The following is a 14,662-nucleotide window of genomic DNA, read 5'->3' on the forward strand; positions in this document are numbered from 1 at the left end:
AACAACTTCTCCTTTACAGCATTGCAACGATCTTTCTTATATTGGAAAGTCTTTCCACAAAGGATTTATCAGCCTTTGCCACTTGCAAATTGTAATCAGACTGCATTTTAAGCAACGGTTCAGGATCAATGCCAAGCGCAGCTTCAAACAAAAGGGCATACTCTGTCGAGACGGCACGCTTACCATTTAATATTTCATTAAGCAATGTCGGAGAAATCCCCATTCGCAAGGCAAGTTTTCTTTGCGATATGCCGCGATACTCGACTTCATCTTTCAGGATCTCACCGGGATGTATCGGTTCAGACGGAATTAAATTATTGGCAATCATTTTGGGATCAACACCTTTTAATGTAATCATAACGGCTTTTATTTGTAATGGTTTGACAATTCAATTATGTTACATACGGTAACAATCGGTTCTTCCATCGAATCTCTTACGGCAAATTCGATTCGGTATTTATCATTCACCCTTATAGATGAAATACCTTTTTTGTCGCCTTTCAACGTTTCATAATTCAGCGAATTATATTTTGCCAAAGATGTAATATCCGCAACGCTTTTCATTAATTGGATACATCTTCGATAACGTTTTATGACATCAGGCTGATAACGATGCATCTTATCGTCAGTCCTTCCTTTTTCGTAAAGGTCACTTAAATATGCCTCTTCAAATGCAACAACCATATTGTTTTCGTATTTACGTACAAATATAACAGATTCTTTTTATATTCACAAATATGTGAACCGATACCTAATCGTCAAGAATCGGTATAGGATTACTTCTGCCGTTTATACAAAAACGACTGCCAGCGTTCCTCCGCATTCCCCTGGCGAAACATTTCATAGCGTGCCATTGTAAAAAACAAATCGGAAAGACGATTCACGAACTGCATGATCCCGGGTGAAACAGGATCTTTCCGGTTCAGTGTCCACAGGCAGCGTTCGGCACGGCGTACAATCGTACGGGCCAACTGTAAGTGAGCGGAAACGAGCGTGCCGCCTGGCAGGATAAAGTAGCCGTTATCTTCCATCTTCGCCGACAAGGCGTCAATCTGTTCTTCACAAATAGAAACCAGATCATCGGATATTTTGTTCGGGTTCTTATCACGAATAGCCGATGGGGTCGCCACGTGCGACATCACCGCCATCATCTCCCTTTGTATCCTTCCCAGCAAATCCTGCCACTCATGTCCGGCCGGGAGCAATGCACGGACAATACCAATTTCGGCATTCACTTCATCCAACGTCCCGTTCGCTTCGATCCGGATATCATCTTTATCCACCCGCTCGCCTCCATGAATCCCGGTGCGGCCTTTATCTCCTCCACGTGTATATATTCTCATTTTTATCAAATTTGATAAGTACTGTGACAAATATAACCATTATCTTTGACTATTGTATTTAATCTAATTCTCATGAAAGCAAATCTGATTCCCGCACTCTGCCTGTTATGTTGCATAACGGCAAATGCCAAAGTAAAATTACCGCAATTGTTAAGCGACCACATGGTGCTCCAACAGCAGACCGATGCACGCTTATGGGGAGAAGCGACTCCCAACAGTACCGTTACCATCCAGGCCTCTTGGTGCAACCTGCCCGTAGAGACGAAAGTGAATGACCAGGGATTATGGGAAACGACAATTGTCACACCCAGTGCAAACTTCACTCCGCAAACCCTTACGATCAGCGACGGAGAGCCCGTGACACTTCACGACGTGCTGATCGGCGAAGTTTGGTTCTGCTCCGGACAGTCCAATATGGAAATGCCACTGAACGGTTTTGATAAATGCCCGATCGAAAACTCCAACAACGTAATAGCTGACGCTCCGAACCATCCGGGAATCCGCATGGCGACTATCGAACGCAAAAGCGCCCTTACCCCACAAGCATATGCCAATGGAGAATGGAAACAGCCGACTACCGAAAATGCACAATGGTTCAGCGCCACCGGCTACTTCTATGCTTTGGCATTACAACGCACCTTGCAGGTTCCCGTCGGTATCATCAACTGTTCCTGGGGTGGCTCACGCGTGGAAGGCTGGCTACCGGAAGAGATACTGAAAAACTATCCGGACATCGACCTCAACGAAGCCAAACAAAAGGAACGGAGCTGGACGCATCCGATGATCATGTATAACGCCTTGCTTTATCCCTGCCGGAACTACACGATCAAAGGTTTTGCCTGGTATCAGGGATGCAGCAATGTAGGAAAGGCCGGCACCTATGCCGAACGTCTTGCCACGATGGTCAAGCACTGGCGTTCGATCTGGAAAGAAGGCGATATTCCATTCTATATCGTAGAAATCGCACCTTTTGCTTATGGCAACAAGCCGGAAGGCATCGACGGAGCCTTATTGCGCGAAGCACAATTCAAGGCTGCACATACATTGATTCCCAACAGTGCCATAATCTCGACCAATGACCTCGTGAAACCTTATGAAGCTCCGCAGATCCATCCTCAAAACAAAAAAGATATCGGAGATCGCCTGGCCTATCAGGCTTTGGTCAAGACATACGGTTATAAAGGGATCGTGGCAGACAGTCCTTCCTACAAGGAGATGCAGGCTGACGGAAACAAGATCACTGTCCGTTTCGATAACGCCGACAAAGGGTTCAGTCCGTGGATAGGCATTGAAGGATTTGAAATTGCCGGACAAGACAAAGTATTCCATCCTGCAAAAGCGGAACTCGGCTCCAAACCGAACGAAATCGTCGTATCATCCCAAAAGGTAAAGAAACCTGTGGCCGTCCGCTACTGTTTCCGTAACTTCCGACCTGGAAACTTGAAGAATCCCCGTAACCTGCCGGTTATTCCTTTCCGGACAGATAGTTGGTAAACCATTCGTTTCCGGCCGGGTCTGCCCAGTACAAATGTGTATATCCGGCTAACACATTTTTATAACGATAAAACGGAGTATCCGTTTCCACACCTTTGGCAGTATAAGCGACAGCACAGGATGGAAGCGGATTCTTTTGTTCCACCAAGCGGGAATAATGGAACTCATGCCCTTTCAGGCGATACTCATTATATAATAAGGTACGATAGCCCAGACGTAACTTCATATTCTCCATCGTAGCGGATTGGTGCAGTACGCCTGCCATCGGATAGACTTTTCCATCCTTATCCCGTATCTCGTCGCAAAGATACATCATGCCGCCACATTCGGCCAGCAGCTTTCCTCCACCCTCGGCATACCGGCGAATGGATTGAAGCATCGGTCTGTTTGCCGATAAAGCAGCAAGATATAATTCAGGATAACCTCCGGGAAGATAAACGAAACCGGCTTCCGGCAAAGAAGCATCTGCCAGCGGGCTAAAATAAGTAACTTCTCCGAACTGATGCAAATAGCGGATATTCGCTTCATACATAAAATTAAATGCAGCATCGCGGGCAATCGCAATAGGGAACGAAGACTCACGTTTATAGGAACAACGGTCTGCAGATATAGGAACGACGACTGACGCAACTGGTTTTGTTAGTTCCAGCAAACGGTTGATATCTACATGCTTCTCGACAAGTTCCGCCACACGGTCGGTAAACTCTTCAAAGCAGAAATCTTCATCAAGCGACAGTCCTAAATGGCGGCTGGGAATCTCCACATCCGCACTCTTGGGAAGATATCCCAACGCCTCGACCCCGACATCTTCACAGGCCTGTTTCAAAAAAGAATAATGGCTTTCGGAAGCTACAAAATTAAAAACAGCTCCTACAACCTCCACATTCTTATTAAACTGTTTGAACCCGTACAATAAAGGAGCCACAGAATAGGCCGTACTTTTTGCATTTACAACCAGAACGACCGGTATTTTCAACATACAAGCAATTTCCGCACTGCTCCCTTTCATACCGTCATATCCGTCAAACAGTCCCATCACCCCTTCAGTCACCGCCACATCCGCCTTTTCCGTATAACCGCCATACAGGTCGCGCACGTGCGCTTCCGACATCATAAACAGATCCAGATTCACCGACGGGCTTCCGGCAGCCATCCTGTGATGGCGCGTATCGATATAGTCCGGCCCGCATTTAAAAGGCTGCACCCTTAGCGAACGGTTCTTCAAGGCACGAAGCAAACCGAGCGTAAAAGTTGTTTTCCCGCTCCCCGATGAAGCGGCGCCGATCAGTAGGTGAGATTGCATAAATAATATGTCAATATTGTTCCTTCTCGTTCGGGAAGTCCTGTGTCTTCACATCTTCAATATAAGCCTGTACGGCACGAGTTATATCTTCTGCCAGATTTGCATAACGGCGCAGGAAACGGGGAGAAAATCCCTGGTTGATACCCAGCATGTCATGCATAACCAGCACCTGTCCGTCCACACCTCCGCCGGCACCGATACCGATAATAGGGATGGTCAGTTCAGAAGCGACCTGTGCAGCCAAAGCAGCCGGAATCTTTTCCAATACGATAGCAAAGCAACCGATTTCTTCCAGCAGATGAGCATCTTCGATCAACTTCTTCGCTTCCGCTTCTTCGCGGGCGCGAACCGTGTATGTTCCGAATTTATTAATAGACTGAGGCGTCAATCCCAAATGTCCCATGACAGGAATGCCGGCACACAGAATGCGTTCGATAGATTCCCGAATTTCCGCACCGCCTTCAAGCTTGATACAATCCGCATGCGTTTCCTTCATCACCCGGATAGCCGAAGCCAGCGCTTCTTTCGAATTGCCCTGGTAGGTTCCAAAAGGCAGGTCCACCACTACCAATGCACGCTTAACGGCTTTCATGACCGATTTACCATGATAGATCATATGGTCCAGCGTGATCGGCAGCGTCGTTACGTTACCGGCCATTACATTGGAAGCCGAATCGCCCACCAATATAACATCCATACCCGCCTGATCGATCAGTTGAGCCATCGAATAATCGTAAGCTGTCAACATGGAAATCTTCTCTCCACGCTGTTTCATTTCTATCAGGCGATGTGTGGTCACCTTTCTATTATCCTCTAAATCCCTCTTTGCAACTGACATAATGTTTTTTATTAAATGTTACAGGACGCAAAGGTATACAAAATGTTTAGAAAGTGACATCGATTCCTCCCATGAAGATCGCTTTCGGCATCGGAAAACCATCATTAATAGTATAACGGGCAGCCGTCAGGTTCTCTCCTTTCACAAAGAGATTCAATCCTTTGTCGCGCGTACCGAAACGATAAGCGACCTTCGCATTCAAAGTTGTAAAATCTTCTTTTTTGGTACAATTCGTATCAGTGTATAAATCAAAGACAGACTGTACATTCACATTCAAGGTAAAACGTCCCGGCATATAGGTTGCACCCGCATAGAACTTATGTGCAGGAGCTCCCGGAATGGGTTTGCTCATATGCAAATAACTATAATTCATGTCCAAATTCAAATTCTTACAAATTTGATAGCGGGCTTCAAATTCGATACCCTTATTTACAAATGTCCCAGTATTCAAATTCTTATAAGGAGGCCTGTTGTCTCCATTCACACTTACAGAATAGATCATATCTTTCCCGTCGATGAAGAAAGCGGTCAATTCAGTGAACAAGTCACCTTCCAGAAAATATTGTCCGACAGCGACTTCATAATTCACCATACTCTCCGGTTTCAAATCCGCATTGGCAGCCCCCCACATATACATCTCGCGGATATTCGGACTACGAAATCCTTTGGAGACAGATGCTCGAATGGTATTTCCTTCAAACGGACGTACCGTAACACCTCCCTGTGGAACCCATTCACCTCCGTAAGTGCTGCTGTGTTCATAACGGACACCGGCATTCAGACTCAATATATCAAAAAGATCCTGTTGCATGATGACGTATCCAGCTGTTTCATTCACTGTCTTATCGACCAATTCTTTTTCAGATCCGTCGTTATTATCATTCCAAGCATATCCGCCCCAGTTTTTATAATCCACACCGACAGTGAAATTGTTTCCTTTGAAAAGGCGGAATGATTCATACAGCTGGACTCCCACATTGTGATCATCAGAACGGAAAAGATAGGTCTTAGGTTCCTCTCCCGGATCGTAGCCATCATTGATTTTATGATTCCCCCAGTTATAGAACAGACGCAAAGCGCCACTCATTTTACCGTGGTTATTTTCCAAAGCCATAGAAGCCGTCCCACGCAAAATATCCATTTTATTGTCTATAATAGGTTCAAATGTCTTACCCGGATTCTGGAACTTCGATTTGGCAAGGCTTACATCGCCCGTCATCCGATAATGATCATTAAATACATATCCCAGATTAGCAAAACCATTCGTGATATTAAAATCCGAATTCAGACGGTGCCCGTCTGTGCGGTCATGATTTATCGAAATAAAGCTGCTGAATTTACCGGCGTTAAAACCGTTATTCACCATGTATTTCTGCGTATTGTAAGAGCCATACATTACGCGTGCCTGCGTGCGCCGTCCTTCTTGCTTATGGTGACGGGTAATGATATTGACAACTCCCCCCATTGCATTGGAGCCATATAATAAAGATCCCGGACCACGGATAACTTCCACCCTTTCCACATCCGAAGCGACATACGTATCAGGCAAAGAATGTCCGAACACGCCCGCCCACTGCGGTTGCCCGTCAAACAACATCAGAACCTTGTTACCGCTTCCGACACCGCGAATATTCACCGTACCTGCCGCTCCTTCCGAAACTCCGAAACCAGTAATTCCCTTTTGCGTCACAAACAATCCCGGCACATACTGGGACAACACCGGCAACAAAGCCGATTCGCTACTTGCCTCGATCTGATCCCGGTCAATCACAGAAATAGTAAGAGGCACACTATTCCGGTTCACCTGCACCTTGTTGGCTGAAATAACCACCCCTTGCAGGTTGATCAAACTATCGATTACAGCCGGATCATTTGCAAAAGCCAAAGAACTGCATAACAGTCCGGAGGCGAATAAAATTCCTTTCTTCATATCTCAAATTTGTTATATATTCCTATTGCAAAACACATCTTTCGTGTCACATTTTTTATAATTCGTGTTACCGCACGGGCAAAAAATATATCTAATCCGCCCGACTCATAACCAACTTGCCATGCTTGATCCCTTTTATCGTAGTCAACCGGTCGGACAATTCAGTCAATCGATTAGCCGTACCCATCACAGTTGCGATGTGCAGACAAAAATTCCGGTTCACATAATATTGGGAAGAAGACAGGATAACATCCTGATAATTTTGTTGGATATCGGCAATCCGGGAAGTAATTTCTTTTTTGACCTGGTCGTACATAATGATGATCGTACCCGCCACAATATGGTTGCACTGCCATTTCTTTTCAGCCACGTTCTTTTCCACCAGAAAACGGATTGCCTGCGAACGATTGGCAAAGCCATTCTCGTTCACATATTGGTCCAGGGATTCCAACAGGTTATCTTCTAAAGAGACTCCGAAACGCTTTAAAGACATATACAACTTTTTTTATTGAAATTTCGGGCGTAAAGATAATATATTTTTTAAAATAAAAAATGGGAGCAGACTTTTCACAAGCCCGCTCCTATTGTAGTCTAATCGTTCTAACTTATAATTTTACAGAATCAAATATTTCTTAAAAGTTCCGGCCGGTATCCCACCACAAGCGGGTTCCTCCCGTATCAGGGCCACCCAAAGCCTGGGTCAATTGTCCGTATTGAGTCGGATTGTCACTGATCAGTGCCTGCGGATAAAACAAACGGCGGATCATAATATCCGTATCGATCGTTCCACCACTATTGTTGACAGCCACCTTGAACAACTTCGGATATCCCGTACGTCTCTGTTCGGTCCAGGCTTCACAACCTTCCGGATAGATAGCCAGCCATTTCTGCGTAATGATCTTTTCCAGCTTCTGCTCGTTAGAAAGGGCATTATCCCATTTCGGAGTCACTGTCGAAGCGGCAGGGACATCAAATTTCTTGTCGAATGCATCCTTATAATCGGCAGGGACCTTTTCGCTTGCCAGATAATCGGAAACATTGGCAGCACCCCATTGTGCAAAAGAAGTTTCAACGCCTTTTTTATAATATTCACCCGGATCGCCGGAGATATATCCACGCAAGGCAGCTTCGGCGCGCAAAAACCATACTTCAGCAGCCGTCAGCAGGATCGCATCCGTATTCTGGGCAACCGTACTGGATGAATGGTCGCTATATTTGCTATGCGTAACGCCTGTTCCCTGGCGAACTCCCTTATACTTTCCGGCAATATCGAACAGAGCGCCTTCGGAGCCACCGACAGCCGGATTATAATATTTAGAAATACGAGGATCGTCATATCCAACCAAGTAAGATTCCATATTCGCATTCATAAAGACTTCACCCCAACCTTTGTTGATTTCGCCCAACGGGTTCGAGAATCCGCTTGTCGTAGCGTTTACGGCTATTACGTCAGCCGGTTCTTCAAGCACACCGCCTTCGTCGGACAAAGCTTTTTTCGTTTCTTCGGCAGCTTTCGACGGGTCGACACCGGACAAGCGGATAGCCAGACGCAAACGCAGGGAATTGGCAAATTTAATCCAGTCGCCATAGGTCTGGTTCGGTGTCAGGAAATCCGATTTCTTAAAAGGATTCTTATCCGGATTGGCAGCCACATACGAACGAATAGCAACCAATGCTTCATCCAAATCGGTAAAGAAAGCGTAATAAGCCGTTTTCATATCGTCCGGTTCTGAACCGGTACTTTCACCGTAATTCGTGTAGACCAGCGGTCCGTAGATATCGGCAATACGATGCATCAGTTCCACTTTCAGGATTTTAGCGACACCCAGGAACTCCGGTCTGTCGGCATTCCGGCGTTCGGCATTCTTTGCAGCCGTCATGACATATCCATACGTATAAGTCCAGTTTGAAGAAGTCCAACTATCATTCAGGTGATAGGTAGAGTTATTGCTGTTAAAACTACCGTTCATATCATGGAAATAACCGGAGAACATATCCGCTTCCAAGTTCTGCATCGTCTGGAAAGGCCAGTTCTTACCACCACCCCAATCGTAGTTGAAATAGATACCCTGCTCCACAATTGTCAGCGGCAATGTATAATACATATAGTCATACGACTGCAAATCTTCGGTAAAACCGTTTGTCTTTGTGTTCTGCGATTCAAAATCTTCCGTACAAGAAGCCATCAGTCCGGCCATTCCTGCAATTAGGAACGCAGCTATATATTTATTGAATTTGCTTTTCATAATACTCTTTTTTTAGAATGAAACCTTCAGATTAAAACCTAAACTCCGGGTAGTCGGCATACCGAATACGTCTACGCCCTGGCAACCATTGCCACTTGACAAGCTGGCATCCGGATCGAACGGAGCGTCTTTATAGAAGAAGAACAAGTTACGGGCAACAAACGAAAGCTGCACATCCTGGAACACTTTCGATTTTTCCATCAGCTTCCTCGGGAATGTATAACCTAAAGAAAGTTCACGCAAACGAACGTTCGTAGCATTGTACATATAATATTCGGAACATCCGTTACGTCCACCGACCCGGCTATAGAAGGCTTCTATATTATCCTTTTCGATACGTGTGCCTTCCAGGTCGACAAAACCGGCATTACGGGCATCGGCAGTAGCCTGAGTCACGCCTTTGGAATCCAAATCAGCTTGCGTAATAGACAATACATCGCCACCAAAACGGCAGTCAATCAGGAAATACAAAGAGAAATCCTTATAAGTGAAAGTATTGCTCCATCCTAACAATGCATCCGGATTCGAATTACCGACTTTCACATTGTTACCGGTTTCCACATTCGGCAAGTTGTTTTCATCAAAAACGATCTTACCGTTCTCATCACGCTGGAAAGCATTTCCGTACAAATCACCCAGGGAACCGCCCTCTTTGATACGCATCATATACATCATACTGAATCCCTCGTCGCCATAGGCAAAAGATTTCAGGTCAGGATGCAATTCAACCACCTTATTCTTATTGGTAGAAAAGTTGAATGATGTTTTCCAACGGAAATTATTCGTCATGACCGGAGTAACGCCAACCGTCAACTCCACACCTTCGTTCTGGATATTACCGGCATTTACATAGTAGTATTTATACGGTGCACCTGCAAACGACGGCATTTTCAGCAACTGGTTCTTCGTATTGGTCTTGTAATACGTGAAGTCCAAATCCAAGCGGTAGTTGAAGAACTTCCATTCCGTACCCACTTCCCAAGATGTGCTCAATTCCGGTTTCAGATTGTCGAATGCAGCCGCTTCGTTTACGATGATCTTGCCGCCTGCGCCGATCATATCGACCGGGTTACTTACATATAAAGGTATATCGTTACCCACTTTAGACCATGAGCCTCTCAGTTTACCGAAGTTTATCCATTCCGGCATATCGAGCGTATTATTCATAATCCATGACAAACCGACCGACGGATAGAAGAAACCTTTATTTTTATGCTTAGTGAATGCCAATGTGGAGGACCAGTCGTTACGGGCTGTAACGTCCAGATACAGGCTCTCTTTCCAACCCACCTGGGCAGTTGCGAATACAGACTGGAGCGTACGGCGCTGGTTGATAATCTCATCACAACCGGCAGAAGTGCTCATATTGATATTAGCAACCGTAAATACATTCGGATAATAGAGGGAAGCGGTTTTGGAGTCCAACCGTAGCTCGTCCACTCTCGTGCTGTTGATGCTTGAACCGACAGCAGCATTCAAAGACCAATCGTTCCATTTCTTGTTGACCATTGCCATCACGTCTCCGTAAAGCAACATTTCCGTATGGTTCAGATCGATATAACGGCCATTCGTACCGGCGATATCGACAGATGTCGTAGCATACATTTTCTGCTGGAACTTGTCGTTCGTATAATCCACATTACCACGAGCCTGGATTTTCAGCCAGTCGGTAACAGTTACGGCGGCAGTCAGCGAAGCCAGTGCACGGTAGCGTTTGTCACGGCTTGTCACACGGTTTACCAGCCAATAGGGGTTCTGTTCGAAACTGTTAATATCGGTATGCCAATTCTGTACCGGCATATTCCGTTCGAAATCCGTCGTTTCATAGCCATCTCTGTAAGGAGCGATATCCTCGCCACGCGGGAATCCGTACAAACCGACCAGCGGGTTCATATAGTAACCTCCGGAAGTCGGACGGTTCTTGATAGATTGCGTCATCAGATTGACGTTGGCGTCTATATTCAAGCGATCGTCAAAGAACTGCGCTGTTTCGCGGAAGTTCAGATTATGTTTCTGCAATTTGTTCTTTTCCACGATACCGCTTGCGCTTGTATTAGCATAAGAGAAATAGGTCTGCAACTTGTCGTTACCCCTTGTCAGCGAAAGCGAATTGATGGCAGTCACCCCATTCTGGAAGAAATCGCCGGCATTATCATAATCCTGCAGGTTACCGGCTTTGCCCCAACTCATATTATCTTTGCGGCCGTATTCGTTCTGGAATTCAGGAAGACTAATCGCATGATCGACCGTCAGGTTAGAAGAGAAAGTCACACGCTGCAAACCGGCCTTACCTTTTTTTGTCGTGATCAGGATCACACCATTGGCAGCCTGCGAACCGTAAAGAGCGGCAGCGGAAGCCCCTTTCAGAATGCTCATGCTTTCGATATCGTCCGGGTTCAAGTTGGAGATACCGTCACCGGAGTCACGGTTACCGCCGTTATTCTTACCTCCCATTGTGGAAGAAGCCTGCTCGCTGATCGAGTTCAACATCGGAACACCGTCGATTACATACAAAGGCTGGTTGTTTGCGTCTGCATTGGCGGAACGGACACCACGAATGGAAATCTTTGCCGAACCACCGAGACCGGAAGAGTTCTTATTGATCTGCACACCGGCAGTCTTACCGGCCAGGGCAGTGATCATATTCGGATCTTTGGCACGTGTCAGTTCGTCGCCTCCGACCTGTTGGCTCGAATAAGTCAGTGAAGCCGCCTTCTTCTTGATACCCATAGCTGTAACGACCACTTCGTCCAGTTTTTGCGTATCTTCGGACAAGGTCACGTCGATATTTGCCTGCCCGTTATATTTCAATTCCTGCGAATCGAATCCGATATAAGAAAACACCAATATGGCATCAGCCGGGACATTCTCGAGGACATAGTTACCGTCGACATCGGTGATCGTCCCGTTCGTCGTCCCCTTCACCAGGATATTGGCGCCGATAACCGGTTCGTTGTTCTTATCGACGACCACACCCGTTACCCGTTTGCCCTGCTGCTGCATGATTTCAATTGTTTCTTTCTTGTTCAGAATGATCTTTTTGTTGACTACGGTGTAAGCGATATCGCTGTTACCGAACATCTTGTTCAATACATCAAAGATATTCTTTTCGTTAACACTGACAGAAACCTTCTTATTTATGTTGACCACGTTTGCATCATAGATGAAGGAGAAGTCCGTCTGATTTTCTACCGCTTCCAGCACGTTGGCGATCGTACTGTTCGACATTTCCAACGATAAAGTGGTATTCTGGGCATAGGAATTGTTTGCAACTGCAATGCCAAGACTTAAAAAAAGAAATACAACACTTAATCTCATAACTAATGGTATTTTTCGGAAAAGATTGTAACTTTCCTTCCCTATAATTTCTAAGGTTACAATTTTATTCATATTTTTGTGATGCTTATTATTTATAATAAAGTTATTTGTGAGCTGCGTCAACAGCTTTTTCGACTTTTCATGCGGGGGAATGCGTCAACATTCTTCCGTATGTTTTTTTAATTTCTTTCATTTCTTCATGGGCAATCCGATTTAAAATGGTTATACACTCTACTTATTCTTTATTTTGATATTTCAATCACAGATATCTGCAAGGTATTGTCATCGTTCATCACCGGCTTCCCGATCTTATACTTGATTCCGGAAGCAAGCTTGAGATACTCCATTACCTGCGGCAGCTGCTCGTCCTTGAAACGTGCCGTAATAACCGAATTCAGCACATCGTTATCCTTCACTTCAAACTTGACATTGTAATGGCGGCTCAACGTCTTTATAACCTGCCGCATCGAATGGTTGCGGAAAATGATTTCCCCGTTTATCCAAGCCGTATCGTAATCCGCATTGACGGAAGCAATATTCAGTTTGCAGGTCGATTTGGAAAATTCGGCCCTTTCATTCGGTTTCAAAAGTTGGGAAACCGTCTTGCCGTTTTTCTGGTTAATATTCAGTTTTACAGACCCTTCCACCAGCGTCGTCCCGATCATCTCATCATCCCGGTAGGCCGACACATCGAAAGTCGTTCCTAAAACTTCCACCGAATATATCGGATCTACTTTAACGATAAAAGGCTTTTCCGGATCTTTCGTCACTTCAAAATAACCCTGCCCGGTCAGTTCCACCCTGCGGCTCTCCGGCCAGAAGTTCTGCGGATAGGTCAGTGTACTTCCCGCATTCAGCCAGACCTTCGTACCGTCAGGCAATTCGAATCGGGAAATCACTCCGGGGTTGGTGCGCACTTCAACCATGCGCACCTTTTCACTACCCAACTGCATGAACATATATGCAGATAAAACCAATACCGGAATGAATAACACTGCTGCTACTTTTTGCAATAAAGACAAACTCCTATACAACCTAACCTTTTTATTTTGTTTACGTACTTTCGATTTAAAACGGACAAGCGCCATCTCAGGATCCACAGACTGCATGACATGCAGGCGGTCCGTCACCTGTAACGTAAAATACAACTGCTCGAGTACCTTCTCATTCGCGGGCGACTCTGCCAACCAAGCCTCGACTTCCGCCTGCTCGCTTTCCGTCTGTGTCCCGTCCAGATACTTGATTAATATTTTTTCGTCTATTGTCATCTTTTTTTCCTGTTTCTATAACTAATACAATTCAGCCGAAGGATGTACTAAACGTAAAAGCGTTTTTTTTCAAGAATTTATAAAATCTTTTTCGATACTTTATTTGTTATACTAATAATCAGTCAGTTATAAAGATTAAGAATATGAAAAAAATAGTATTACTTCGCCACGGCGAAAGTGTTTGGAACAAAGAAAACCGTTTTACAGGATGGACGGACGTCGATCTTACCGAAAAAGGCGTAGAAGAAGCGATTAAAGCCGGTGACCTTTTGAAAGAGAAAGGATTCAAATTCGACAAAGCCTATACATCATATCTGAAACGTGCTGTTAAAACCCTGAATTGTGTTCTGGACCGCATGGATCAGGACTGGATTCCCGTTGAAAAAAGCTGGCGGCTGAACGAAAAGCATTACGGTTCGTTGCAAGGACTGAACAAAAGCGAGACAGCCGAAAAATATGGAGACGAACAAGTTTTGATCTGGCGCAGGAGTTACGACATCGCCCCTCTGCCCCTGAAAGAAGACGACCCGCGTAACCCGCGTTTCGAACTCCGTTATAAAGATGTACCCGATAGTGAATTGCCCCGAACCGAATCGTTGAAAGATACGGTAGAAAGAATTCTGCCTTATTGGAAAGAAGTGATCTTCCCTTCGCTCGAGACATCCGACGAGATACTGGTAGCCGCCCACGGAAACAGCCTGCGCGGAATCATCAAATATCTGAAGAATATTCCGGACGACGAGATCGTACACCTCAACCTGCCGACTGCCGTACCGTATGTTTTCGAATTTGACGATGACCTGAATCTTGTGAACGATTATTTCCTCGGCGATCCGGAAGAAATCAAAAAACGAATGGATGCGGTAGCCAATCAGGGAAAGAAGGCTAAATAATAAGTATCAGATTAAACACAAAGAATGTT

12 protein-coding genes are annotated in these 14,662 nt (G+C 45.3%); 2 read left to right on the forward strand and 10 right to left on the reverse strand.

The window, feature by feature from the left end:
* Positions 1 to 13 precede the first annotated feature (13 nt).
* From ACPYIV_RS08240 to ACPYIV_RS08250, 3 genes are all read right to left on the reverse strand, one after another.
* A complete protein-coding gene (locus ACPYIV_RS08240) occupies positions 14 to 358 on the reverse strand; it encodes a HigA family addiction module antitoxin (protein WP_293740110.1) in 345 nt (114 codons plus the stop codon).
* An 8-nt stretch (positions 359 to 366) separates the two neighbouring features.
* Positions 367 to 684, reverse strand: coding sequence for a type II toxin-antitoxin system RelE/ParE family toxin (locus tag ACPYIV_RS08245; protein WP_293740109.1), 318 nt, complete (start codon positions 682 to 684; stop codon positions 367 to 369).
* Positions 685 to 776: 92 nt separating this feature from the next.
* Positions 777 to 1,343 (reverse strand): cob(I)yrinic acid a,c-diamide adenosyltransferase, encoded by a 567-nt coding sequence (locus ACPYIV_RS08250; RefSeq protein WP_293734231.1) that lies wholly within the window; start codon positions 1,341 to 1,343, stop codon positions 777 to 779.
* 72 nt (positions 1,344 to 1,415) lie between these two features.
* Between ACPYIV_RS08250 and ACPYIV_RS08255 the strand changes: the two genes are divergently transcribed.
* Positions 1,416 to 2,837 carry a sialate O-acetylesterase gene (locus tag ACPYIV_RS08255; protein WP_425886315.1) on the forward strand — a complete coding sequence of 474 codons (1,422 nt, stop codon included), beginning with the start codon at positions 1,416 to 1,418 and terminating at the stop codon, positions 2,835 to 2,837.
* Here ACPYIV_RS08255 and ACPYIV_RS08260 read toward each other — a convergent pair.
* The 7 genes from ACPYIV_RS08260 to ACPYIV_RS08290 form a co-directional block, all read right to left on the reverse strand.
* Positions 2,809 to 4,140: a cobyrinate a,c-diamide synthase gene (locus ACPYIV_RS08260; RefSeq protein ID WP_301704951.1), complete on the reverse strand. Its 1,332-nt coding sequence runs from the start codon at positions 4,138 to 4,140 to the stop codon at positions 2,809 to 2,811. The two genes, ACPYIV_RS08255 and ACPYIV_RS08260, sit on opposite strands and share 29 nt — an antisense overlap.
* 10 nt (positions 4,141 to 4,150) lie before the next feature.
* Complete coding sequence (gene panB / locus ACPYIV_RS08265) at positions 4,151 to 4,978, reverse strand: 3-methyl-2-oxobutanoate hydroxymethyltransferase (protein ID WP_301704950.1); 828 nt, start codon at positions 4,976 to 4,978, stop codon at positions 4,151 to 4,153.
* 46 nt (positions 4,979 to 5,024) lie between these two features.
* Positions 5,025 to 6,908: a TonB-dependent receptor plug domain-containing protein gene (locus ACPYIV_RS08270; protein WP_425886316.1), complete on the reverse strand. Its 1,884-nt coding sequence runs from the start codon at positions 6,906 to 6,908 to the stop codon at positions 5,025 to 5,027.
* A gap of 91 nt (positions 6,909 to 6,999) precedes the next feature.
* On the reverse strand, positions 7,000 to 7,401 hold the full coding sequence (gene nikR / locus ACPYIV_RS08275; RefSeq protein ID WP_293734226.1) for a nickel-responsive transcriptional regulator NikR: 402 nt from the start codon (positions 7,399 to 7,401) through the stop codon (positions 7,000 to 7,002).
* 139 nt (positions 7,402 to 7,540) lie between these two features.
* Positions 7,541 to 9,154: a SusD/RagB family nutrient-binding outer membrane lipoprotein gene (locus ACPYIV_RS08280; RefSeq protein WP_425886317.1), complete on the reverse strand. Its 1,614-nt coding sequence runs from the start codon at positions 9,152 to 9,154 to the stop codon at positions 7,541 to 7,543.
* A gap of 12 nt (positions 9,155 to 9,166) precedes the next feature.
* The gene (locus ACPYIV_RS08285) at positions 9,167 to 12,472 is read right to left on the reverse strand and encodes a TonB-dependent receptor (protein WP_293734224.1); all 3,306 of its coding nucleotides are present in this window, start codon (positions 12,470 to 12,472) and stop codon (positions 9,167 to 9,169) included.
* A gap of 242 nt (positions 12,473 to 12,714) precedes the next feature.
* Entirely contained in the window at positions 12,715 to 13,740 is a 1,026-nt protein-coding gene (locus ACPYIV_RS08290; RefSeq protein ID WP_425886318.1) for a FecR domain-containing protein, read from the reverse strand.
* A 143-nt stretch (positions 13,741 to 13,883) separates the two neighbouring features.
* On the opposite strand from ACPYIV_RS08290, the gene gpmA reads away from it, so the two are divergent.
* Entirely contained in the window at positions 13,884 to 14,633 is a 750-nt protein-coding gene (gpmA, locus tag ACPYIV_RS08295; protein ID WP_293734222.1) for a 2,3-diphosphoglycerate-dependent phosphoglycerate mutase, read from the forward strand.
* Positions 14,634 to 14,662 lie beyond the last annotated feature (29 nt).

The sequence above is a fragment of the Parabacteroides vesiculifaciens genome (assembly GCF_049860805.1).
Taxonomy (GTDB): domain Bacteria; phylum Bacteroidota; class Bacteroidia; order Bacteroidales; family Tannerellaceae; genus Parabacteroides.